This is a genomic window from Flavobacterium sp. T50_26, assembly GCF_057652995.1.
The window spans coordinates 17,828-40,061 of sequence record NZ_JBYFCC010000031.1; the positions used below are offsets into that span (position 1 = coordinate 17,828).

The 22,234-nt window shown below is 35.6% G+C and carries 24 protein-coding genes and 1 tRNA gene; 11 read left to right on the forward strand and 14 right to left on the reverse strand.

The window, feature by feature from the left end; all coding sequences use genetic code 11:
- Window positions 1-217: 217 nt before the first annotated feature.
- From AC23MC_RS14920 to AC23MC_RS14940, 5 genes are all read right to left on the reverse strand, one after another.
- Window positions 218-574 carry a hypothetical protein gene (locus AC23MC_RS14920; RefSeq protein WP_487569147.1) on the reverse strand — a complete coding sequence of 119 codons (357 nt, stop codon included), beginning with the start codon at window positions 572-574 and terminating at the stop codon, window positions 218-220.
- 3 nt (window positions 575-577) lie between these two features.
- Window positions 578-1,186 (reverse strand): hypothetical protein, encoded by a 609-nt coding sequence (locus AC23MC_RS14925; protein WP_487569148.1) that lies wholly within the window; start codon window positions 1,184-1,186, stop codon window positions 578-580.
- 41 nt (window positions 1,187-1,227) lie between these two features.
- Window positions 1,228-3,663, reverse strand: a complete 2,436-nt coding sequence (locus AC23MC_RS14930; protein ID WP_487569149.1) for a ribonucleoside-diphosphate reductase subunit alpha — start codon at window positions 3,661-3,663, stop codon at window positions 1,228-1,230.
- A gap of 191 nt (window positions 3,664-3,854) precedes the next feature.
- On the reverse strand, window positions 3,855-4,832 hold the full coding sequence (locus tag AC23MC_RS14935) for a ribonucleotide-diphosphate reductase subunit beta (RefSeq protein WP_487569150.1): 978 nt from the start codon (window positions 4,830-4,832) through the stop codon (window positions 3,855-3,857).
- A gap of 257 nt (window positions 4,833-5,089) precedes the next feature.
- Window positions 5,090-5,662, reverse strand: coding sequence for a DUF3109 family protein (locus AC23MC_RS14940; RefSeq protein ID WP_487569151.1), 573 nt, complete (start codon window positions 5,660-5,662; stop codon window positions 5,090-5,092).
- Between the two features lie 136 nt (window positions 5,663-5,798).
- On the opposite strand from AC23MC_RS14940, the gene AC23MC_RS14945 reads away from it, so the two are divergent.
- The 3 genes from AC23MC_RS14945 to AC23MC_RS14955 are packed head-to-tail and all read left to right on the forward strand — an operon-like array spanning window position 5,799 to window position 7,228.
- Entirely contained in the window at window positions 5,799-6,374 is a 576-nt protein-coding gene (locus tag AC23MC_RS14945; protein ID WP_291093104.1) for a MarC family protein, read from the forward strand.
- Window positions 6,375-6,413: 39 nt separating this feature from the next.
- Window positions 6,414-6,614 (forward strand): hypothetical protein, encoded by a 201-nt coding sequence (locus tag AC23MC_RS14950; protein WP_487569152.1) that lies wholly within the window; start codon window positions 6,414-6,416, stop codon window positions 6,612-6,614.
- A gap of 2 nt (window positions 6,615-6,616) precedes the next feature.
- Window positions 6,617-7,228: an FAD-dependent oxidoreductase gene (locus AC23MC_RS14955; RefSeq protein WP_487569153.1), complete on the forward strand. Its 612-nt coding sequence runs from the start codon at window positions 6,617-6,619 to the stop codon at window positions 7,226-7,228.
- Window positions 7,229-7,265: 37 nt separating this feature from the next.
- Here the strand turns inward: AC23MC_RS14955 and AC23MC_RS14960 are convergent, their stop codons facing one another.
- From AC23MC_RS14960 to AC23MC_RS14970, 3 genes are read right to left on the reverse strand one after another with little or no spacing between them, the layout of a single operon-like run.
- Window positions 7,266-8,837, reverse strand: a complete 1,572-nt coding sequence (locus tag AC23MC_RS14960) for a S41 family peptidase (protein WP_487569154.1) — start codon at window positions 8,835-8,837, stop codon at window positions 7,266-7,268.
- Between the two features lie 27 nt (window positions 8,838-8,864).
- Window positions 8,865-9,293, reverse strand: coding sequence for a deoxycytidylate deaminase (locus AC23MC_RS14965; protein ID WP_487569155.1), 429 nt, complete (start codon window positions 9,291-9,293; stop codon window positions 8,865-8,867).
- Window positions 9,294-9,316: 23 nt separating this feature from the next.
- The gene (locus tag AC23MC_RS14970; protein ID WP_487569156.1) at window positions 9,317-9,910 is read right to left on the reverse strand and encodes a HupE/UreJ family protein; all 594 of its coding nucleotides are present in this window, start codon (window positions 9,908-9,910) and stop codon (window positions 9,317-9,319) included.
- A gap of 176 nt (window positions 9,911-10,086) precedes the next feature.
- Between AC23MC_RS14970 and AC23MC_RS14975 the strand changes: the two genes are divergently transcribed.
- Window positions 10,087-10,518: a tellurite resistance TerB family protein gene (locus tag AC23MC_RS14975; RefSeq protein ID WP_487569157.1), complete on the forward strand. Its 432-nt coding sequence runs from the start codon at window positions 10,087-10,089 to the stop codon at window positions 10,516-10,518.
- A 71-nt stretch (window positions 10,519-10,589) separates the two neighbouring features.
- Here AC23MC_RS14975 and purU read toward each other — a convergent pair whose 3' ends face one another.
- Together purU and fbp are read right to left on the reverse strand one after the other, a co-directional pair.
- On the reverse strand, window positions 10,590-11,423 hold the full coding sequence (gene purU, locus AC23MC_RS14980; RefSeq protein ID WP_487569158.1) for a formyltetrahydrofolate deformylase: 834 nt from the start codon (window positions 11,421-11,423) through the stop codon (window positions 10,590-10,592).
- 66 nt (window positions 11,424-11,489) lie between these two features.
- The gene (gene fbp / locus AC23MC_RS14985; RefSeq protein ID WP_487569159.1) at window positions 11,490-12,497 is read right to left on the reverse strand and encodes a class 1 fructose-bisphosphatase; all 1,008 of its coding nucleotides are present in this window, start codon (window positions 12,495-12,497) and stop codon (window positions 11,490-11,492) included.
- Between the two features lie 270 nt (window positions 12,498-12,767).
- On the opposite strand from fbp, the gene AC23MC_RS14990 reads away from it, so the two are divergent.
- Window positions 12,768-13,241, forward strand: coding sequence for an N-acetyltransferase family protein (locus AC23MC_RS14990; RefSeq protein ID WP_487569160.1), 474 nt, complete (start codon window positions 12,768-12,770; stop codon window positions 13,239-13,241).
- 39 nt (window positions 13,242-13,280) lie between these two features.
- A complete protein-coding gene (locus AC23MC_RS14995) occupies window positions 13,281-14,534 on the forward strand; it encodes an aspartate kinase (protein WP_487569161.1) in 1,254 nt (417 codons plus the stop codon).
- A gap of 329 nt (window positions 14,535-14,863) precedes the next feature.
- Here AC23MC_RS14995 and AC23MC_RS15000 read toward each other — a convergent pair whose 3' ends face one another.
- Window positions 14,864-15,253 (reverse strand): helix-turn-helix domain-containing protein, encoded by a 390-nt coding sequence (locus tag AC23MC_RS15000; protein ID WP_487569162.1) that lies wholly within the window; start codon window positions 15,251-15,253, stop codon window positions 14,864-14,866.
- A gap of 361 nt (window positions 15,254-15,614) precedes the next feature.
- Here AC23MC_RS15000 and AC23MC_RS15005 point away from each other — a divergent pair, with 361 nt between their 5' ends.
- Window positions 15,615-16,190, forward strand: coding sequence for a fasciclin domain-containing protein (locus AC23MC_RS15005; RefSeq protein ID WP_487569163.1), 576 nt, complete (start codon window positions 15,615-15,617; stop codon window positions 16,188-16,190).
- 55 nt (window positions 16,191-16,245) lie between these two features.
- Here AC23MC_RS15005 and AC23MC_RS15010 read toward each other — a convergent pair whose 3' ends face one another.
- Entirely contained in the window at window positions 16,246-16,926 is a 681-nt protein-coding gene (locus AC23MC_RS15010; protein WP_487569164.1) for a glycosyltransferase family 2 protein, read from the reverse strand.
- A gap of 150 nt (window positions 16,927-17,076) precedes the next feature.
- Here AC23MC_RS15010 and AC23MC_RS15015 point away from each other — a divergent pair, with 150 nt between their 5' ends.
- Both AC23MC_RS15015 and AC23MC_RS15020 read left to right on the forward strand, forming a co-directional pair.
- Window positions 17,077-20,484: a hypothetical protein gene (locus AC23MC_RS15015; RefSeq protein WP_487569165.1), complete on the forward strand. Its 3,408-nt coding sequence runs from the start codon at window positions 17,077-17,079 to the stop codon at window positions 20,482-20,484.
- 69 nt (window positions 20,485-20,553) lie between these two features.
- Window positions 20,554-21,114, forward strand: coding sequence for a hypothetical protein (locus AC23MC_RS15020; RefSeq protein ID WP_487569166.1), 561 nt, complete (start codon window positions 20,554-20,556; stop codon window positions 21,112-21,114).
- 51 nt (window positions 21,115-21,165) lie between these two features.
- On the opposite strand, the gene AC23MC_RS15025 is transcribed toward AC23MC_RS15020, so the two are convergent.
- A tRNA-Ala gene (locus tag AC23MC_RS15025) sits at window positions 21,166-21,239 on the reverse strand.
- A gap of 124 nt (window positions 21,240-21,363) precedes the next feature.
- Between AC23MC_RS15025 and AC23MC_RS15030 the strand changes: the two genes are divergently transcribed.
- On the forward strand, window positions 21,364-21,540 hold the full coding sequence (locus AC23MC_RS15030) for a hypothetical protein (protein ID WP_487569167.1): 177 nt from the start codon (window positions 21,364-21,366) through the stop codon (window positions 21,538-21,540).
- Between the two features lie 33 nt (window positions 21,541-21,573).
- Window positions 21,574-22,026: a 6-pyruvoyl trahydropterin synthase family protein gene (locus AC23MC_RS15035; protein WP_487569168.1), complete on the forward strand. Its 453-nt coding sequence runs from the start codon at window positions 21,574-21,576 to the stop codon at window positions 22,024-22,026.
- 73 nt (window positions 22,027-22,099) lie between these two features.
- Here the strand turns inward: AC23MC_RS15035 and AC23MC_RS15040 are convergent.
- Window positions 22,100-22,234, reverse strand: a 135-nt coding sequence (locus AC23MC_RS15040) for an OmpA family protein (RefSeq protein ID WP_487569169.1), incomplete at its 5' end; no start/stop codon positions are given.

A 22,234-nucleotide genomic window follows, 5' to 3' on the forward strand; every position in this document is an offset into this window, starting at 1 on the left:
GAAAACTGTTAACTGTTAACTGAGCACTTACACCTAGCCCCGATTGTAATGGAAAGCCCGGCTTGTTGGGGTTGCGTGAGGCTTGCTTTGCCAAAGCGACCAACGGAAGCTCTTGGCGGAGCTTAGCCGAACCAAACCCAACAAACGGACTTGGAATGGAAAGCGGGAAATAGCTTAAAAAAAAAACAGCTACCAAAAGATAGCTGCTATGTAAAATTTATGATAATTTATCCGGGTTCTTACTCAAATTATTCGTTTCTGAATTCACCCTTCTTTCCAGCTTCTTGATGTCTTCTTCTGGCGGAACATTTTCTGGCACTATGTCGCGATCTAATAAAAGTTTTCGAACACCTTTGTTGTTTTTTACGTGCTCTGATGAAATAGAACTTTCTGTTGACAATCCCTTTTCTTTCATATTATACACGGTTATTTCTGTTGCGAAATCTTTGGCTTTTACAATTATTGTGGGAAGAAAATCGGCTAGAGGTCTATTGTCGGGAATTCCTAGTTTCTTTTTTAATTGTTGATTATCTATTCCACCAAAAAAAACTCTATCAAATATATTCATCTTCATATTTTAAATATTATTTTGGATTATAACTATAACATCAATTATATCCATATCTAAATCAATTCTAAAAATTTTAAAATTATTATCACTGGCAATTTTATTTTTATCAATATCTATTCTTTTTTGACTAGTACTATAAGAGTGATGTGGTTCATCAAACTCAATTAAAAGATTTTCACCTATTTTGCAATCAAATCGATAATTATGTAATTTATATTGATATTCAAATTTAATACTAAGTTTAGAGCAATATTTTTGAATTAATTGTAGAAAAATTGTTTCATTTCTAATTTCAAAAGCATTATTAAGTTTTTGACTTGCACTAAGTTTTCTTATCAATATAAAACCATTTTCATCAATTTTGTAATCTTTTACTCCTCTTATAGCCCCTGAACCAATCTTTACATTTTTTGTTGTTTTTTGTATAATACCTTCCGATTGTGTATTAACAATAATCTGAACAGCCCTCTTAATTACACCTTCAAAATTCCTCCATTCGGTATATCCCAATAAATGTTGGATATCTCTTGCAAACCAAAACTCAATTCCACTTTCTGTGGTTTGGGAATGGTCTTCAAAATTATTTGTCAAACTTTGAATTACTTCTCTTTTCATTTTTCTAGATGGCTTTTAGTTTTAAAATAGTATGTGAAATTTTACGATCCGCACATTTCACAATCTTCCGGACCGGCATTTTTTGCCATTTCGATCATAGCTCGGTATTCTTCTTGCGTCATTTCGACCGGTTCGTTTAAAACCGCGATTGATTCTAATTTTTTGGTCACAATTGGTTGCTCGATTACTTCTACCGGTTCTGCTTTTTTGTCGTTGTTTAAGGTGAATTTAATGGCATCAACGGCTGATTTTGTACGCAAATAATACATTCCGGTTTTTAGACCCGATTGCCAAGCGTAGAAATGCATTGAGGTTAATTTGGCGTAAGTTGCTCCTTCCATAAACAAGTTTAACGATTGCGATTGGTCAATGAAATAGCCACGTTGACGTGACATATCGATGATATCTTTCATACTCATTTCCCAAACGGTTTTGTATAAATCTTTGATGTCTTGCGGAATACCTTCGATGTTTTGCACAGAACCGTTGTGACGCATGATTTCTTGTTTCAACGTATCGTTCCACAAACCGAGATTTACTAAGTCTTCTAGCAAATGCTTGTTTACGACGATAAATTCGCCTGAAAGTACTCTTCTTGTGTAAATGTTGGATGTGTACGGTTCGAATGCTTCGTTGTTTCCAAGAATTTGTGACGTGGAAGCGGTTGGCATTGGAGCGACTAATAATGAGTTTCTCACACCGTGTTCTACTACTTCTTTTCGTAAACTTTCCCAATCCCAACGACCGGATAAATCACTGTCTTTTAATCCCCAAAGGTTGTATTGGAATTCTCCTTGCGAAATTGGCGATCCTTTGAAAGTGGAATACGGTCCTTCTTCTTTTGCCATTTCCATGGATGCGGTTACGGCTGCAAAATATAGCGTTTCAAAAATATCTTGATTCATTTGTTTTGCTTCATCGCTTGTGAAAGGTAAACGCAATAAAATGAAAGCATCGGCTAATCCTTGCACACCTAATCCAATTGGACGGTGACGCATATTTGAATTTTCTGCTTCCGGAACCGGATAATAATTTCGGTCGATTACGCGGTTTAAGTTACGAGTTACACGTTTGGTTACATCATATAATTTTTGATGATCAAATTTGCCGTTTTCGATGAACATTGGTAGCGAAATAGAGGCTAAATTACACACCGCTACTTCATCAGGAGCTGTGTATTCCAAAATCTCCGTACATAAATTTGACGAGCGAATGGTTCCTAAATTCTTTTGGTTTGATTTTCGGTTTGCTGCATCTTTGTACAACATATACGGTGTTCCGGTTTCGATTTGCGATTCTAGGATTTTCTCCCAAAGTTCACGAGCACGAACGGTTTTTCTGCCTTTTCCGGCGGCTTCATACGAAGTATATAATGTTTCAAATTCGTCTCCGTAAACATCACACAAACCAGGACATTCGTTTGGACACATTAAGGTCCACGAAGCATCATCTTGCACGCGTTTCATAAATAAATCAGACGTCCACATCGCAAAGAATAAATCTCTGGCACGCATTTCTTCTTTTCCGGTGTTCTTTTTCAAATCTAAAAATTCGAAAATATCAGCATGCCACGTTTCTAAATAAATGGCAAAACTTCCTTTTCTTTTTCCGCCACCTTGGTCAACGTAACGAGCGGTATCGTTGAACACACGTAGCATTGGAACGATTCCGTTGGAAGTTCCGTTTGTTCCTCTAATATAAGAACCCGTTGCACGAACATTGTGAATAGAAAGTCCGATTCCGCCTGCTGATTGCGAAATTTTGGCGGTTTGTTTTAGTGTATCATAAATTCCGTCGATGCTATCATCTTTCATAGTCAATAGGAAACATGACGACATTTGCGGTTTTGGTGTTCCGGCATTAAATAAAGTTGGTGTTGCGTGCGTGAAGAATTTTTTCGACATTAATTCGTAGGTTTCTTTCACTGCTTCGATGTCATTTAAATGAATTCCAACCGAAACTCGCATCAACATATGTTGTGGTCTTTCAACAATTTTTCCGTTTATTTTTAGCAAATACGAACGTTCTAATGTTTTGAAACCGAAATAATCATAGTTAAAATCTCTGTTGTAAATAATCATAGAATCCAATGTTTCTGCATTGGCCATGATGGCTTCGTACACCTCATCAGAAAGTAATGGTGATTTTTGCCCTGTACGTGGGTTCACGTAGTGGTACATATCAGACATTGTTTCTGAAAACGATTTTTTGGTGTTTTTGTGTAAGTTAGAAACAGCAATTCGTGCTGCTAATTGTGCATAATCAGGATGAGCAATCGTCATCGAGGCTGCAGTTTCTGCCGCTAAATTATCTAATTCTGATGTAGTTACACCGTCATACAATCCTTCAATCACTCGCATGGCGACCTTTACAGAATCGACCAAATCATTTAAACCATAGCATAGTTTTTTAATTCTATCTGTGATTTTGTCAAACATTACCGGTTCTTTGTGACCGTCTCTTTTTACTACATACATACTGTTACATGTTTTTTAAAACAGAAAATCCCTTTTACTGTTTTAGGTTATTTGTTAGTTGAGTTTGGGAAGCTAATCCCGGTATTTTTATATTGAATCTTTGACAAAGTTTGAAACTTTGTCAAAGACAATATAGTATAGATAATTTGGCTTAGATAGAACTTTGTGTCTTACCTTCTTAGTGGCATTCCCTAAAAATCGGCGTCGAAACTAATTTTTTGTGAATCTGAATCCGTGTTCATCACACCTGCTTTTTGGTATTCTGCTACACGTTTTTCAAAGAAATTGGTTTTTCCTTGTAGCGAAATCATATCCATAAAATCAAATGGGTTAGAAGAATTGTACACTCTTTCGCATCCTAATTCTACCAATAATCGGTCGGCTACAAATTCTAAGTATTGTGTCATTAACGTGGCATTCATACCAATTAAACTCACAGGAAGTGATTCGGTAATGAATTCTCTTTCGATGGTTAACGCATCTGTAATGATTTCTTTGATTCTTTCTTTTGATACTTTGTTTACCAAATGGTGGTTGTGTAAATGAACAGCGAAATCACAGTGAACACCTTCGTCTCGCGAAATTAATTCGTTTGAGAAAGTCAATCCTGGCATTAAACCGCGTTTTTTCAACCAAAAAATTGAACAAAATGCACCGGAAAAGAAGATTCCTTCAACAGCTGCAAACGCAATTAAACGTTCGGCAAATGAATCGGAACCAATCCATTTTAACGCCCAATTTGCTTTCTTTTGGATGGCAGGAAATACATCTAAAGCATGAAATAATTGATCTTTTTCTTTTTCATCTTTCACGTAGGTGTCAATCAATAACGAATAGGTTTCGCTGTGGATGTTTTCCATCATAATTTGAAAACCGTAGAAAAATTTTGCTTCAGGATACTGTACTTCGTTTACGAAGTTTTCGGCTAAATTTTCATTTACAATTCCGTCTGAAGCGGCAAAAAATGCTAAAATGTGTTTAATGAAAAACTTTTCATCGTTATTCAATTTTGTATTCCAATCGGATAAATCTTGGTGTAAATCAATTTCTTCTGCGGTCCAGAAGCTTGCTTCCATTTTTTTATACCATTCCCAAATGTCGTGATGTTTAATGGGAAAAATTACAAATCTGTCTTTATTTTCTTGCAAAATTGGTTCTACTGCTGCCATCTTTTTCTATGTTAAGTATTTTTGAGGATTATTATTCGGTAATTGAGAGTTACAAAGATTGCAATTCAAATTGGTAAATGAAAGTCAAACTTATTCACAATCGAGGTTAGTTTTTAACAACGGTTAATGTTTTTCCTACTTTAAATTTATATGATTAAAAACCTGTTAATCAATAATTTAAAAACCAACTCATTAGCGGTCGCGAGGGAAAATCTATTATTTTAAGAAATTATTGGGAAGGAAAATTAGCGGGAAATTTACTTCCCTTTTTGATATTCTTCACCCACTTTTTCGAGTTCTTGATACCATTCTTCTCCAAATTTTCGAACCAATGCTTCTTTGACGAATTTGTACACCGGAACTTCCAATTCTTTTCCAAGAGAGCAAGCCGGACTGCAAATATCCCATCGGTGATAATTCACCGCGGCAAAATCGGAGAAGTCTTTCACTCTTATTGGATACAAATGACACGAAACCGGTTTTTTCCAAGCAACAATTCCTTGGTTATAGGCTTGTTCGATTCCGCATAAAGCGGTTTTTCCGTCAAAAATCACATACGCACAATCTTTTCCGTCGATTAATGGTGTTTCAAATTCGCCGTCTTCGCCTTTAATCCAAGTTCCTTGATTTTCTATAGCTTCGATACCTTCTTTACGAAGAAAGGGTTTCACTTTCGGATAAATTTCTTGTAATATTTTAGTTTCTTCTTCACTCAATGGTGCACCGGCATCGCCGTCAACGCAACAAGCTCCATGACAAGCGGTTAGATTGCAAACGAATTCTTTTTCCAGAATTTCTTCTGAAACGATGGTTTTACCTAATTGAAACATAAATTATTATCAGAATGATTATGCAAAGGTACAAAGGAATGTTTGATTCTTCGGTTGAATTGCGTTAAATAATTAACTCAATTTTCACGAAGATAGTGATTAAAAAGGCTACTTTTGCAGCAGAAAACTGAAGGTCATGGAATTAGATTTAAGAGAAATTTTTACAGCAACAATGGTACTTTTTGCCGTAATTGATATTGTGGGAAGTATCCCGATTATTATCGATTTACGTCAAAAAGCAGGTCATATTCAATCTGAAAAAGCATCGATTGTAGCCGCCATCATTATGATTGCCTTTTTATTTGTGGGAGAAACAATCCTGAAATTAATTGGTATTGACATCAACTCTTTTGCTGTTGCCGGTTCGTTTGTGCTTTTCTTTTTGGCGTTGGAAATGATTTTAGGAATCAAATTATATCGTGATGAAGATCATGGTTCCACTTCAATTGTACCGATTGCTTTTCCGTTGATTGCCGGTGCAGGAACAATGACAACTATACTTTCGATTAGAGCAGAATTTCAAACAATTAATATCATTATTGCCATTATACTGAATATTATTTTGGTATATGGAGTGTTAAAATCTTCAGCCAGAATTGAACGTTTTCTTACCAAAAACGGACTAAGTGTGATTCGAAAAGTGTTTGGCGTTGTGCTACTTGCTATTGCTGTTAAATTATTTGCGGCTAATGTTAAAGGTCTTTTTGAATAATTTGATTAAACTTACCTTTGTATTATTATTTTATTTTAAATGAAGATTTTCACTTACATTGTTATTGCATTGGCTTTCGGATTAATCATCTTTAATTTGACTCAATTGGATTTTAGTAATCTTTTTGAACAAGAAAGCATGATTGCGTTAATCGGAATTGTCGCTGCTTTTTGTGCGATTATTATCCTTCTTATTTTTAGAATGTCAAAATCCATTGAAGACAAACTAAAAGATCAATAAATATGTTTGATGCATTGATTATTGGCGGCGGCGTTTCGGGAGTTTCTTGTGCTCTTTTGCTTGGCTCTGCTCATTCTAAACCATTTGCATCTGATAAAAAAATTGCGTTAATTTCCCACCAAAAAGCTTCCTCACTTCAAGATGCGTTGTTTAATAATGCGTATGGCATTGAAGCCGGAAAATTAGGGAGTGAATTATTAACAGAAAGTTTAGCTCATTTGTCGTCAGTTTATCCGCATATTCAACAAATTCCAAACGAAAAAGTACTGAAAATTGAAGGTGAAATCGGGAATTTTTCGGTTATCACTAATAAAAATACCTATCAAACAAAATTAGTTGTAATTGGCATTGGAGCCGGAAATCCTTTTACGATTGAAGGTTTGGAAGAATTTGTGATACCACATCAAAAAGCAAATCCTGAGAAAAACCGCATTCAATTGAAAAACCACGATCATTTAGTAAAAGACGGAATTTATGTTTGTGGCGTTTTGGCTGGGTGGCGAAGTCAGTTGTCTATTGCTGCCGGAAGCGGTGCTGCTGTGGCAACGGATATTTTAACGTTGTGGAATGGTGGTGTGCACGTTCAGGTGCATGATAGTACTCGAATAAAGTAGTTGTTGGTTGCAAAACTTGAAACTTGAAACAACAAGTTTATTTCTTCAAAACCTCTTGAATCATCAAATCGTTTTTCAATCGAATTTCAAAGTATTTTTCTTCATCAAACAATTGACGGGCAAATTCTGCCATCAAATAGTTTTTCACCATTGGTTTGTGACTGTCTAAATTGAGTGAAACTCCGTTTAATTTGAGGTAATTTTCAAACTTATCAACATAAATAGTATTTGCTTCGAACTTCTTTTTGAAGAAATCAAAGGACAAACCTTCAAATTCTTTACGGTTTTGATCTAATTGTTCAAACACAAAATAGCTTACGATGCCGGATTGCATGAGCATTTCGGTAGATTCATCACCGTGCTTTCCGTTTAATGGCACGAAAATATCGGGAATAATTCCGCCTCCGCCATACACCGTTCGTCCTTTTAGAGTTTTAAATTTTAAACTGTCGGCAACTTTAATGCTGTCTTTTTCATATAATTCTCCGCTGTAAAAACGTTTTTCAAATTCATTAAAATAATCATCATTTCCTTCTACATACGGTTTTTGAATAGACCGTCCGGAAGGTGTGTAATAACGAGCTACCGTTAAACGAACAGCTGAACCATCACCCAACGGCATTTCGCGTTGCACTAACCCTTTTCCAAAGGAACGTCGCCCGATAATCTGACCGCGGTCGTTATCCTGAATGGCTCCGGCTAAAATTTCGGAAGCAGAAGCTGAATTTTCGTTGATTAAAACGATTATTTTTCCGTTTTCAAAAAGTCCGCCACTCGTTGCTTTCGTTTTGTCAATTCGTCCTTTTTTATTTTTGGTGGAAACAATAGGAGCGTCTTTAACCAAAAAATCATCAGCAATTTTCACAGCTTGGTCTAAGTAACCACCGCCATTGTCACGTACATCGATTACAATGGTTTTTGCTCCTTTACTTTTGAGTTTCAGAAGTCCTTCTTTGTATTCTTTGTATGTTGATTCAGCAAAACGATTGATTTTTATGTATCCGGTGGTTGGATTGATCATCAAGGCAACATCAACACTTTTTATCGGAATGACATCGCGTTTTAATTTGACTTTGAGTTGTTTATTTTCACTTTTTCTGAATAATGTCAGCGTAACTTCTGAACCTACTTCGCCTTTTAATTTTGGAAAAAGAGAATCGTTTGGCAATTTTCTTCCGAATAATTTATACTTGTCAGCATACAAAATTCTATCGCCGGACTTGATTCCTGCTTTTTCTGAAGGTCCACCATGCAGAGGTTTGATTACAGCTACAGAATCTTTATACATGTAGAAATTCACGCCAATTCCAACAAAATCACCACGCATGGATTCTGAAACTTCGTCAAATTCACTTTTTGTTATATAAACTGAATGCGGATCAAGCTTTTCCAAAATTCCGTTCACAGTTAAATCAACAATGCTATCAGTATCAACCTGATCTACATAGTCTCTTTCGATAAAATCGATTAAACGGTTGAGTTTACTTTTGTGACTATTTGGCGAGTTAATTGCCTGTGGAGAAAAAGTATTCAATTTTCCACCCACAATTACTCCCAATGCAATAGCAGAAAAGAGCACAATTGGCCAATATATTTTTTTGATTTTCACTGTCTGTTTTTCCTACTCAAGAAAAGATTACTCTAATTCCGAAATTAATTCCACTTCTACACCTGCTTTTTCTAAAAACTGTAAACCGCTATCATCTTTGTAACCTTCTTGATACACCACTCTTTTTATTCCGGATTGATGAATGAGTTTGCTGCATTCTTTGCACGGAGAAAGCGTAATATATAAGGTTGCTCCTTCACATGATTGGGTTGAACCGGCAACTTTTAATATTGCATTGGCCTCAGCATGCAAAACATACCATTTTGTTAGGTTGTTTTCGTCTTCGCAACAGTTTTCAAAACCGGAAGGCGTTCCGTTGTAACCATCCGAAATAATCATTCGATCTTTCACGATGATGGCTCCCACTTGCTTGCGTTTGCAATACGACAAACGGCTCCATTCTTTAGCGATACGAAGGTAGGCTTTATCGTATTTGTTTAATTTCTTTTTATTCATTTTTTAACATCCGTTGTATAACTTTATCCTTTCCAAATGTCGCTGCCAATAATCATTGGAAGAACTACTCCGATTACGAAAGACGACATTACCAATGTCCAATCCCGCTTAGAAAAACGGAAAAATGTTTGAACAATATACGACAAAAGTAAAACAATTAACACAACTATGATTTGTGCTACTTCAATTCCGAGTGCAAATTCTAAAAGTGGTACTAATTTATCAACTTTTTCGCCGGGTAAAATGGATTTAAAATAGTTGGAAAAACCTAATCCGTGAATGATTCCAAAAAACAAAGTGACGAATGCAACAAACGTAATGCTTTCTTTTTTACCTGCTTTTCCGGCTGTAAAAAGATGGAAAAGAGCGGTGATTAAAATGGTAATCGGAATAAGAAATTCGACCAAACTTGCTTTGATAATGACAACTTCAAAAACAGAAAGCATAAGAGCCAACGTATGACCTAACGTAAAAAGTGAGACTAAAATTAGCACACGTTTCCAATCTTTAAAAGCATAAGGAACCGTTAGAGCAATGAGAAAAAGCACATGATCGTAGCCGTCAATGTCGAGGACGTGTTTAAGGCCAATGTTAAAGTATAACCAGAATTCTGACATAGATTAATAGATTTTAAAACTTAGGGTGTTCAAACTTACGATTTATTTTGAAACTGTTGGAATTGAAACCTTTAAAATGATGTTAAAGAAAAGTAATTTTTAAAAAGAATTTTTGCGGATTTCTTAAAAAAAATTGGAAATAGAATTATATTTGCACAATAATTTAAAGCAAACTTATGTCAATTTCAGATTTATTTGATAGCGGATTTAAAAATAGAAATAAAGGTCACTTTTCGGCCATTGTTCGTGTGGCGTTAAGCGACGGAGATATTACCGTGGAAGAAAGAGAATTCATTGATAAATTGGCCAAAAACCTTGAAATTTCTAAGGATGAATATGACGAAATCATGGACAATCCAATGAAATATCCTATCAATCCTCCATATTTGTACATTCACCGTTTGGAGCGTTTATATGATTTGGCTCGTATGGTTTATACCGACCACGTTTTAGGTCCGAAACAAAAAGAAATTTTAATCAAATTTGCCTTGGCATTAGGATTCACACCCGGAAACGTTGTTTATATTGTAGATAAAGCATTGTCGCTTTTAGTTCTCAATGTAGATTTAGATACGTTTTTGTTTGAAATGCAAAATATGAACAAATAATACATTCTGCGAAACAGTAAAAAGCCCTATCACTTCACAAGTGAAAGGGCTTTTTTGTATCTAAAGGTTTTTTAATTATCAAAAACAATGGTTTTGTTTTGATAGACAAACACTTTGTCTTGAAAAACCAAATTGAGAGCTTTTGCCAAAACAGCCGATTCAATTTCTCTTCCGGTGTTTACAGTATCTTGAATGGTAAACGCATGATTTACGGGTAGCGTTTGTTGTGCAATAATTGGCCCTTCGTCTAAATCATTGGTTACAAAATGTGCCGTTGCTCCAATTAGTTTTACTCCTCTTTCAAAAGCACGTTTATATGGATTTGCTCCAATAAATGCAGGCAGGAAAGAATGGTGGATATTGATAATTTTCTGCGGATATCTTTCTACAAATTTGGGTGAAAGTATTCGCATAAATTTTGCAAGCACTATATAATCAACCGAATACGGATCTATTTTTGCAATTAATTCTTGTTCAAATTCTTCTTTGGTTTTTTCATCTGTTGAAATAAAGAAAAATGGAACGGAAAATTTATCGCACAAATCCTTTAAATCCGGGTGATTTCCTATAACGCAAACCACTTGTGCCTGAAACGTTTTAAAATGATGTCGAATTAAAATATCACTCAAACAATGATGCTCTTTGGTTACTAAAACCGCAATGTTTTTTTCAGGATTTGGATTTATGTTGACAATAGCATCTTGTGGCAAAACGGCTTTTAAACTATAATCAACCGCACTAAAATCTGATGCATTATCTTGACATACAAAACGGGCATAAAACCTATTTTTTTCTTGATCTACATACTCTCTAAGCGAAACTATATTAAAGTCGTGTTGAAGGAGAATACCAGTTATTTTGGCCACTAAACCTTTTTGGTCTTCACATTGTATCAATAAAACCATCCTAATTTTTTTTAAGATGGAAAATTACAACAAAAAGATTTAATTTAACAAATTAAAAGCTACGTTTTATTTATATTTTGCCATAAATTCTTCTGCTTTTTCTACCATTTTTAGGCTTCCGCAAAAGAAAGGAACACGTTGATGCAATTCGGTAGGTTGAATTTCCATAATTCGGTTGTAGCCGTCAGATGCTTTCCCACCGGATTGTTCAGCTAAAAAGGCCATTGGGTTACATTCATACAATAAACGTAGTTTACCATTGGGAGCTTTTGAACTTGTTGGGTAAATGTAAATTCCGCCTTTGATCATGTTTCTATGAAAATCCGAAACCAAACTTCCAATGTAACGCGAAGTGTATGGACGATCTTCTTCTTCTAACTGACAATATTTTAAATAATCTTTTACGCCTTGCGGAAAATGCACATAATTTCCTTCGTTGATGGAATAGATTTTTCCGGTTTCGGCATACGTCATATTTGGATGTGAAAGATAAAAAGTACCAATAGCCGGGTTTAACGTAAATCCGTTTACGCCGTGACCGGTTGTGTAAACTAGCATCGTTGATGTTCCATAAATTACATAACCTGCAGCTACTTGATTGATTCCTGGTTGGAGAAAATCTTCTAACGTAACCGGAGTTCCAACAGGTGTTTTGCGTCGGAAAACAGAAAAAATGGTTCCTACCGAAACGTTTACATCAATATTAGATGAACCATCTAGCGGATCCATTAACACTACATATTTGTTGTTGTGCGAGTTATCGCTTCCTGCAACGGTGATGAAGTCATCATTTTCTTCGGAACCGATTCCGCATACTATTTCTCGGTTGATGAGGGTTTGAATAAAGACTTCATTAGCATAAACATCTAACTTTTGTTGGTCTTCGCCTTGAATGTTTTGTTCGCCTGCAGCTCCAACAATATCAACTAATCCGGCTTTGTTTACTTTGTAGTTCACTACTTTGGCGGCTAGTCTGATGGAGTTGATGATGCGTGATAATTCTCCGGTTGAATATTGAAATTCTTCTTGCTTTTCGATGATGAACTCACCTAGTGTTTTGTTTCTTTCTTCCATTACGAAAACGTTGTAGTTGTATAGTGCCACAAATATCGAAATTTTTGTGATACAAATGAGATTATTATTTTGTTATGTTAAAGAATTGTATTTTTGTGCACGATTAATAGCCCTGACAGTAGCGGAAAGCCCGCAGCAACAGAGCTTTAAAATGCTTAAAGCGGCAAAGCGACCAGAGGAAGCTCTTGCCGGTTTATAGCATTTTTAGCTCTGGGGCGATCCCGATAGTTATCGGGATGTAGCGGATGGCAGGAATAGCTTCTGAAAAAAATGAACATTAGAAAAGGAGAAATTGACGATATGACAGCGGTTTTGGGTTTGATTCAAGAACTCGCTGTTTTTGAAAAAGAACCCGATGCGGTGGTGGTTTCTGTGGATGATTTGGTGCGTGATGGTTTTGGTGAAAAGCCTCTTTTTCACACGTTTGTGGCGGAATTGAATGGCGAAATCATTGGAATGGCGTTGTATTATTATCGGTATTCCACTTGGAAAGGGAAAACGATTCATTTGGAAGATTTGATTGTGCAGGAAGCTCATCGTGGCACCGGAGCGGGATTGGCATTATACACCGAAATTATGAAGCAAGGCAAGAAAGATGGTGTGCGACGCCTTGAATGGAATGTGCTGGATTGGAACGAACCTGCGATTCGGTTTTATCAAAAATCAGGTGCGAAGCTATTAGACGATTGGCGAGTGGTACAGATGAATGAAGAGGGAATTGAGCGATTTTTGATTGAAGAGTAACGATTTTGAAATTGATATTGACTAAGACACATTAATAAAATGAAAATATTCAAATTTGGAGGAGCATCAGTGAAAGATGCCGAAGGTGTAAAAAACGTATTGTCTGTGTTGCAAAAAGTGGGGCACGATGATGTGTTGCTCGTGATTTCTGCGATGGGAAAAACCACGAATGCATTGGAAGTTGTGATTAAGCATTATTTTGAGAAATCGGCTGAGTTGAAAGCATCGATTCAGGAAGTGCGAAAATACCATAACCAGATTTTGTTGGAGTTGTTTGAAGACGATAAACATCCCGTTTATAGAGCGGTGAATGCTCATTTTGAAGAGTTGGATTATTTTTTGAGCCACAACAAATCGCCGAATTATAACTTTGTGTATGATCAGGTGGTGAGTTATGGGGAGATTATTTCGACGACGATTGTGAGTCATTATTTTAACCATAGTAATTTAAAAAACAATTGGTTGGATGTTCGTCAGTTTATTAAAACCGATGCCACATATCGTGATGCGATGGTGGATTGGGAGCAAACACAAAAGCTAATTTCGAAAAATGTAAAACGAAAATCGTTAAACATTACGCAAGGCTTTTTAGGTTCGGATGAAAATAATTTTACGACGACTTTGGGTCGTGAAGGTTCAGATTATACGGCCGCTATTTTTGCGTATTGTTTGAATGCCGAAAGTGTGACGATTTGGAAAGATGTTCCGGGTGTTTTGAATGCCGATCCGAGGTATTTTGAAAATGCTATTTTGCTGAATCAAATTTCGTATCGCGAAGCGATTGAGTTGGCATTTTACGGAGCTTCGGTTATTCATCCAAAAACGTTGCAACCTTTGCAAAAAAAGGAAATTCCGTTGTTTGTGAAATCGTTTGTTAATCCGCTGTTGCCGGGTACGAGAGTATATAAGGGAGCGGATTTAGAACCGCAAACGTCGTGTTTTATTGTGAAAAAGAATCAATTGTTGATTTCGCTTTCGTCGATTGATTTTTCGTTTATTATGGAGGAAAACATCAGCGAGATTTTTGCATTATTTCACGATTATAAAATGAAAGTGAGTTTGATTCAGAATACTGCGATTAGTTTTTCGGTGTGTATTGAGGACAAATTTGGGAACTTTCCTGAGTTGAAAACGATTCTTTCTAAAAAGTTCAAGGTTTCGTATAACGAAAATGTTTCTCTCTATACTATTCGTCATTTTACCGAAAAAGCGGCTCAGACTGTAGAAGAAAACAAGCAGGTTTTGGTGAAGCAGATTAGTAGAGAGACGTTGCAGGTGGTGACGAGGGAGTAGTTTTTTTTGTTTCAGGTTTCAAGTTGCGGGTTGCGGGTTTCCCCAATCTTGTCATGCCGAAGGAGGCATCTCGATAAACTAATGTATAATTAATTACGAACGATAAAATTTGTTTAATTGTCTTTTACTAAATAGCAAAACCCTATCCGAAGCACGGATAGTGTATGAGTAGTGTATGAAAAACATTATGTAAAATAGCCATCGAGCAACCCTAAAAACCAACAAACAATTCAAAAAAAGTAGAAAATATATCCATTTGTGCTGTCTAACATATTCTTAAATAGTTAGAAAAACTGCACTATAGCTGTTTGCGTATTGGAAATTGTTTATTACTTCTTATGTCGTTCTGCCTCGAGTAAACGCTCATAAAGCTTCTTATTTTCTTCATACGCCTCAATTAACTTATCTAAAGGATTAAAGGTACATTGATTGTGGTTTGTTGCGAAAGCTCCAAAACTTCCTTGACTATCATAAAACGTATTAAAATAATTGATTACGTTTTCCTCTGTGAAATTTTTAATAGCTTCAACGGAGACCCCTAATTCTTTCGCAATTAGTTGTAGCTTCTCATCATCGACTATCTCACTATTTTCAATGTTTGAAATAGTTTGTTGGCTAAGTCCAATCGCAAATGCTAATGCATCTTGCTTAATACCGCGTAGTTCACGAAGGCGACTGATATTTCGCCCAATGTGCTTAGTTTTTGTTTCTGTGCTCATATTCCAAAGGTATAAATTATATGTAAATTCCTGCTGTGTAAATTATCATTTATTGTTGATAAATTACCAACACGCAATATAGACAACAACTAAATGATAAAATTAATTGTTACGCCTTTCACAAAAATACGCTTTTTTGTCAAATTAGTAAATGAACTTCTTGCTTAATAAAACCAGTAATCTTGTCATCGAAATTGATTCCACAAATCGAACAGGAAATAAGTTAGAAATGCTTGTAAGTTTTATTTTTAAACTATGATACTTGTACTTCTATATAAAATTTGTTTAATCTTTTGTTAAATAAATTAAACAAATTGATTAATGCCCTACCTTTACATTCTAATCATTTAAAAAAATTAAAATGAAATTAATCAAATCATTAGCCATCTTATCACTTGTAGGAGTATTATCAACCTCTTGTGGTGAAGCTAAAAAAGAAGAAGTTGTAGAAGAAGTTGTAGCTGTAGAAGAACCTGTTGAAGTAGTTGAAACACCAAATATTGTTGGAGTTGCTTCGGGTAATGCAGATTTTAGCACCTTAGTAACTGCTGTTGGAGCGGCAGAATTAGTAGAAACATTAAGTGGAGAAGGTCCATTTACAGTTTTTGCACCAACAAATGCTGCCTTTGAAAAACTTCCTGCAGGCACAGTAGAAACATTATTAAAACCGGAAAGCAAAGACAAATTAACTACAGTGTTAACGTATCACGTTGTTGCCGGAAAATTTGAAGCTGCTCAAGTTGTTGAAGCCATCAATGCAAACAATGGTAAATTTGAAGTTACAACCGTTCAAGGTGGAAAAATTACATTAAGTCTAGCCGATGGAAAAGTAATTTTAACAGATGCCAACGGTGGAAAAGCTACAGTAGTAATTGCTGATGTAGCTGCTTCAAACGGTGTGATTCACGCCATTGATACCGTAGTGATGCCAAAATAAAAGTGTTACTGTTTTTTCATGAAAAGAGCTGTTTTGTTATTAAACAGCTCTTTTTTTATTTTATTTCCAGCGGAATAGTATTGAATGGAACAAGAAATTTTTCTTTATCAGGTGCTCCACCCCATTTTTTGATGTAATAGGATCGGTTTTTCAAAAAATTCTCATTAAGCGAAGCATCTTTTTCAATCGTCATCGAATTTCGGAAAATAACCGGATTGAGTTTCTCCGTATAAACCATATTCATGTTAAGCAATTTCATACGATAGTGGGCATCATTATCTTCAAAATAAGCTGGGAAAATATTTTCATCAAATTTTCCAAATTCTTTCCAAGCGTGAACAGTAAGAATATAAGAACTCCATTGTTGGTAAGAATTAATGAAGTCCATATTTTTCCAAATTTGTAAAACCGATTGAATTTGAGTTTCCGTTTTGCCTAAATATACATCGTCATTGAGCATAAGCACGTGCGTAGCTTGTTGTTTCTCGGCAAATTCCATTAGTAAATTCCAACTTTTGGCCACACCTAAATTAGTTTCAGGTCTAAGAATAACAAAGTTATGTTCACGGCTGATAATTTGCTGATTTCCATTATCGCAAATCACGATAAGCGTTTCTTTAAAATCAGTAAAATAGTTAGTAAGAGCTTCATTTAGTAAATCCGCTCTATTTAAGGTTGGAATACATACCACAAAACGAATTGGTTCTTGGTTGATTGTTTTAAATGGTTTAAACATTCTGGCTTTTATTGAAATTTCAAAAATAAGGAAATGGGTTGGGATTTCATAAATTGAAAATTTGTTTTTATGTAGTTTGAAGTTTATCAGAACATCAACATTTTTAACCCCTAAAAATACTACTTTTGAGTTTTTAGAGTTAGTATATCTATGTTGAAAAATTGCTTTTTAGGGATGTTGCTTATCATGGTTTCCGGGTTGTTGGCTCAGGAAAGCGAAACACCTTATAAAAAGAAAAAAATTACCGTTTCAACCGATACAATTTCTCTTGAAAAAGTGAGTATTAACAAGGAGTTTTTTAAAGTTTTAGATGGAAATGGAAATCCGATTGACACTACTTTTTATAACATTAACTTTCAAAAAGGAACGCTTGTTTTTAAAAATAATTTTCAATCCAACGATACATTAACGGTTCGCTATCTTTCTTTTCCTGACTATTTAACTAAAACGTATAGTGTTTATGATGAAAGTAAAGTCGTTCCCAATTCCAAAGGAAACGGTCAATTATATTCACTTTCCAAAGACCGAATCAATAATTTTAAACCGTTTGACGGGCTAACCACTTCAGGAAGTATTACAAGAGGTGTGACGGTTGGAAACAACCAAAACGCAGTGGTAAATTCCAATTTAGATTTACAAATTGCCGGAAAATTATCGGACAAAGTGAGTTTGCGGGCTTCTATTCAAGACAGCAATATTCCATTACAAGAAGGCGGTTATTCACAAAAATTAGATGAATTTGATCAAATTTTCATCGAATTGTATTCCGAAAAATGGAACATTCGTGCCGGTGATTTATTTTTAGAAAACAGACAATCCCGTTTTTTAAATTTCAACAAAAAAGTGCAAGGTTTATCCACACAATTTCGTCTGGGCGAAGAAGGAAACAGAACCACACTTTTTGCTTCTGCAGCACTAGTTCGGGGTCAATATGCCAAAAGCACTTTTGTGGGTCAGGAAGGTAATCAAGGTCCGTATAAACTGCGTGGCAACAATGGAGAATTATATGTGTTAGTTATTTCAGGCTCCGAACGGGTTTTTGTCAACGGCGTTGTCTTGCAACGTGGCGAAAACAATCAGTACACCATCGATTACAATGCCGGAGAAGTTACGTTTACTTCACTTTTTCCCATCAATTCCGAAATGCGAATTAACATTGAATACCAATATTCCGATCGTAGTTTTACAAGGTTTGTAACGTATGGAGGCGTAACGCATGAACGTGAAAAATGGAGCATCGGCGGATTTATTTATTCTGAAAACGATGTCAAAAATCAACCTTTGCAACAAGATTTATCCGAAGAACAAGTTGAAATTCTCAAAAATGCCGGCGATAATATCAATTTGATGAATGCTCCTTCTGCTTATGAAGATACGTTTTCGGAAAACAAAATTCTGTATCGAAAAATACTAATTTCAGGTGTGGAAATCTTCGAATTTTCTAATAATCCGGAAGAAGTTTTATACAATGTTCGCTTTTCTTTAGTGGGGAATAACCAAGGGAATTACATCTTAGCCAACAACCAAGCGGTAGGTAGAATTTATGAATATGTATCTCCGATTGGCGGCATTCCTCAAGGAAATTATGAACCCATTATTCGACTCATTGCTCCAACAAAAATTCAAATTGCTACAGTGATGGGAAAATACAATCCGTCTGACAAAACGAATGTTGATTTTGAAGTTGGAATCAGCAACAATGATTTGAATTTATATTCTAACCTCGATAACGACGATAACCAAGGAATTGCAGGAAGACTTAATGCCAGCCAACGTCTTTTTACCAAAAATTGGACATTGGATGCGTTTGCCAATGTGCAATTTGTGGATAGAGATTTTAGAACCATTGAACGTTTGTTTACGATTGAATTTGATCGTGATTGGAATTTGACTTCTCCAACAGGAAATCAAAGTTTGGTTATTTCCGGACTTCGATGGAATCATCCTGAAAAAGGATTTGCCAATTATCAATTAGAAAAACTGGACTTTTCGGATAATTTTTCAGGAATTCGGCATGTTTTGAATGGTCGCTTCCGTCACAAAAATCGGACACTTGTAAACAATAGCAGTTTGATGAAAAGTGATGGTTCATTTGCCAATTCCACTTTTGCCCGAAGCGAAACCCAAGCCAAATATGATTGGAAGAAAAATTGGGTGGGCGGAACACTTCGGTTGGAAGATAACAGTGAAAAAATCGTGGCTACCAATACTTTTTCTCCACTCAGTCAACACTTTTTAGAATATGGCGGATTTGTAGGACGAGGCGATTCTACGAAAGTTTTTATGGAAGTTGGGTATTTACATCGTGTGAACGACAGTTTACAAAATGGTTTTGTGCAGCGGGTGAATCGTTCGCATTCCTATTACTTGAAATCTCGTTTATTACAAACCGAAAAAAGCGATTTAAGTGTTTTTATCAATTACAGAAATCTGCAATTTGAAGATGAAACCCGACCAAACGAACCTTCGTTGAATTCCCGCATTTTATATAACGATCGGTTTTTCAAACAATTGCTTTTGCTCACAACAGCTTATGAAACCGCTTCGGGAACCTTACCACAACAAGAATTCACGTATTTGGAAGTGGAGCCCGGTCAAGGTGTTTTTATGTGGAATGATTACAACGGCAACGGCATTCAGGAACTGCAGGAATTTGAAATAGCTCCGTTTCCCGACCAAGCAAAATTTGTCAGGGTATTTTTGCCCAACCAAGTTTTTGTAAAAACCCACCAAAATAAGTTTTCAGTTTCGCTGACATTGAACCCTTCTATTTGGCAGAATGAGACGGGATTTAAAAAGATTTTGTCTTATTTTTATAACCAAACATCATTTTTAATTGATAGGAAGATTGAACGAAATTCGGATAACTTCAACCTCAATCCGTTTGAAAGTGATGAATCGGAACTACTGGGACTGAATTCTAGTTTTATGAACAGTTTCTTTTACAACAGAGGAAAACAAAATCATTCAGTTACCTATTCCATTTTAAATAGTAGAACCAAAAATTTGCTATCCATTGGTTCACAAGAAAATAAAAATTTTGCTCATCAAGTGCAATATGCTCACCTATTAAAAAAGAGTTGGTTGTTTGCCTTATCGGGAAAAACCTTTACCACCGAAAGCATTTCAGATAATTTTCCGGCACGAAATTTTGATGTGTTAGGCTATCAAATTGCTCCGAAAGTGAGCTATTTATTTTCAAAAAACACGAGTTTGGATGTGTTTTATGAAATTCAAAACAAAGAAAATCAATTAGGTAACAGCGAAACGTTAAATCAGAATAGATTAGGAACTTCGTTCACGTATGCGGGCGAGAAAAAATTTACAATGAATGGAGAATTTTCGCTCTACAACAATGATTTTACTGGCGATGCATTATCGGCGGTAGGTTTTCAAATGTTGGAAGGACTTCAACCGGGAAGAAATCAAACGTGGCGATTGTTGATTCAAAAAAACCTGACTCAATATTTAGATGTGAATGTGAATTACCAAGGTAGAAAGAGCGAAACTAGTGATACAATTCATACAGGAAGTGTTCAGTTAAGGGCATATTTTTAAGACAATTTGTTAAAATAAAACCCATTCATTTTTAAATTATTATATTTGAAATTGAAAAAATCAAAGACTATGAAATCAAAATCAATACTACTTTTCCTTTTGGGAAGTTCACTTTTCTTTACTTCGTGTAAAAAAACAGAGGAAGCACCTGCTTCAACCGAACAGAAAACAGAAACAACAGCGACTGAAACACCTGCGGCAAATGATGTTTCAAATGTAACCACAACTCCTGCTCCTGCTACTACGCAAACGGCTACTCCGGCAGGACAACCGCCAAAATTAAATCCTCCACACGGACAACCATTTCATAAATGTGAAATTGCAGTTGGAGCACCTTTAGATGGTTCAGCATCAGCACAAGGAACTACGCCTGCACCTGTTCAACAAAATGCACCGAAATCATTTTTTAAAACAGTTCAGACAGAGCAACAAGCTAATCCAACTCAACCAGTAGCGGCAGCACCTGCTCCTGCAAAACAAGTTACGCCAACTCAACAAGTTAAACCTACAGCAACACCGGCTTCTACAACAGCCAATGCTACGGGTCCAAAACCAAAGAACAATCCGGCTCATGGTCAACCACATCATCGTTGTGATATAAAAGTGGGTGATCCTTTACCGGATGCTTAAAATTATAAAAACAAAAAAAACCGCAATCAACATAGACTTGCGGTTTTTTTGTGGAGAAGATGGGGCTCGAACCCACGACCTTTTGGCTGCCAGCCAAACGCTCTAGCCAACTGAGCTACATCCCCAAAGTGACGGCAAATTTAATTAAATTTATTTTAAATCAGACCTTTTCCTTTTTAATTTTTTAAAGTCTTTTTGTGTTCCTAAAATTCATAATTTTGTTAGATAAATTACTTTATTCATTTAAAAATGAAAAATCTTTTTTTCCTGGTTCAAACTGTTGATTTAAAAGAAAAACTTGAAAATGCACCTGATGATTCCTACCAAATTGGGTTAATTATTGGTTCTTTTGTGCCTTTTGTGGCATTGGTTGCAATTGCCTATTGGATGTATTATGCCGCTAAAAAAAGAGAAAATAACCCGTAGCATTCATTATCTTTGTGCCGAAATAGAAATGAAATGGCAAAAATTAGAATTACCAAACAATTTAGTTTTGAAACCGGACATGCTTTGTATGGCTACGATGGGAAATGTAAAAACGTGCATGGTCATAGCTATAAACTTTCGGTTACAGTAATTGGAACACCAATTATCGATTCTACGAATGTAAAATTTGGTATGGTCATCGATTTTGGTGATTTGAAAAAAATTGTGAAAGAAGAAATTGTTGATTTATTTGATCATGCCACAGTATTTAATCAAAATACACCCCATATTGAATTAGCACATGAGCTAAAAAACCGAGGTCATCATGTTATTCTAGTAGATTATCAGCCGACGAGTGAAAATATGGTTGTTGATTTTGCTGAAAAGATAAAAAACAGACTTCCTAATTCAATCGAACTTCATTCCTTAAAATTGCAAGAAACGGAAACATCATTTGCAGAATGGTATGCTTCTGATAATACTTAAATCAATACTATTTAAAAACAAAAACCTCGGATTTTCTAATGAAAATCCGAGGTTTTATAGTTTTAATTAAATCTTACTTCTTCACAATCAAGAACTCACTTCTTCTGTTCTCTGCGTGTTGTTCTTCAGTACAAGCTTCTTTACAGTCTACTTTTGGTTCTGTTTCACCCATTCCTTTGCCTGAGATTTGCTCTTTCGAAATACCTTT

Excerpts from the sequence above, each read along its gene's own strand:
- AC23MC_RS14920 (WP_487569147.1), bottom strand. The coding sequence starts at position 574 with ATGAAGATGAATATATTTGATAGAGTTTTTTTTGGTGGAATAGATAAT.
- AC23MC_RS14925 (WP_487569148.1), bottom strand. The coding sequence starts at position 1,186 with ATGAAAAGAGAAGTAATTCAAAGTTTGACAAATAATTTTGAAGACCAT.
- AC23MC_RS14930 (WP_487569149.1), bottom strand. The coding sequence starts at position 3,663 with ATGTATGTAGTAAAAAGAGACGGTCACAAAGAACCGGTAATGTTTGAC.
- AC23MC_RS14935 (WP_487569150.1), bottom strand. The coding sequence starts at position 4,832 with ATGGCAGCAGTAGAACCAATTTTGCAAGAAAATAAAGACAGATTTGTA.
- AC23MC_RS14940 (WP_487569151.1), bottom strand. The coding sequence starts at position 5,662 with ATGTTTCAATTAGGTAAAACCATCGTTTCAGAAGAAATTCTGGAAAAA.
- AC23MC_RS14945 (WP_291093104.1), top strand. The coding sequence starts at position 5,799 with ATGGAATTAGATTTAAGAGAAATTTTTACAGCAACAATGGTACTTTTT.
- AC23MC_RS14950 (WP_487569152.1), top strand. The coding sequence starts at position 6,414 with ATGAAGATTTTCACTTACATTGTTATTGCATTGGCTTTCGGATTAATC.
- AC23MC_RS14955 (WP_487569153.1), top strand. The coding sequence starts at position 6,617 with ATGTTTGATGCATTGATTATTGGCGGCGGCGTTTCGGGAGTTTCTTGT.
- AC23MC_RS14965 (WP_487569155.1), bottom strand. The coding sequence starts at position 9,293 with ATGAATAAAAAGAAATTAAACAAATACGATAAAGCCTACCTTCGTATC.
- AC23MC_RS14970 (WP_487569156.1), bottom strand. The coding sequence starts at position 9,910 with ATGTCAGAATTCTGGTTATACTTTAACATTGGCCTTAAACACGTCCTC.
- AC23MC_RS14975 (WP_487569157.1), top strand. The coding sequence starts at position 10,087 with ATGTCAATTTCAGATTTATTTGATAGCGGATTTAAAAATAGAAATAAA.
- purU (WP_487569158.1), bottom strand. The coding sequence starts at position 11,423 with ATGGTTTTATTGATACAATGTGAAGACCAAAAAGGTTTAGTGGCCAAA.
- fbp (WP_487569159.1), bottom strand. The coding sequence starts at position 12,497 with ATGGAAGAAAGAAACAAAACACTAGGTGAGTTCATCATCGAAAAGCAA.
- AC23MC_RS14990 (WP_487569160.1), top strand. The coding sequence starts at position 12,768 with ATGAACATTAGAAAAGGAGAAATTGACGATATGACAGCGGTTTTGGGT.
- AC23MC_RS14995 (WP_487569161.1), top strand. The coding sequence starts at position 13,281 with ATGAAAATATTCAAATTTGGAGGAGCATCAGTGAAAGATGCCGAAGGT.
- AC23MC_RS15000 (WP_487569162.1), bottom strand. The coding sequence starts at position 15,253 with ATGAGCACAGAAACAAAAACTAAGCACATTGGGCGAAATATCAGTCGC.
- AC23MC_RS15005 (WP_487569163.1), top strand. The coding sequence starts at position 15,615 with ATGAAATTAATCAAATCATTAGCCATCTTATCACTTGTAGGAGTATTA.
- AC23MC_RS15010 (WP_487569164.1), bottom strand. The coding sequence starts at position 16,926 with ATGTTTAAACCATTTAAAACAATCAACCAAGAACCAATTCGTTTTGTG.
- AC23MC_RS15015 (WP_487569165.1), top strand. The coding sequence starts at position 17,077 with ATGTTGAAAAATTGCTTTTTAGGGATGTTGCTTATCATGGTTTCCGGG.
- AC23MC_RS15020 (WP_487569166.1), top strand. The coding sequence starts at position 20,554 with ATGAAATCAAAATCAATACTACTTTTCCTTTTGGGAAGTTCACTTTTC.
- AC23MC_RS15030 (WP_487569167.1), top strand. The coding sequence starts at position 21,364 with ATGAAAAATCTTTTTTTCCTGGTTCAAACTGTTGATTTAAAAGAAAAA.
- AC23MC_RS15035 (WP_487569168.1), top strand. The coding sequence starts at position 21,574 with ATGGCAAAAATTAGAATTACCAAACAATTTAGTTTTGAAACCGGACAT.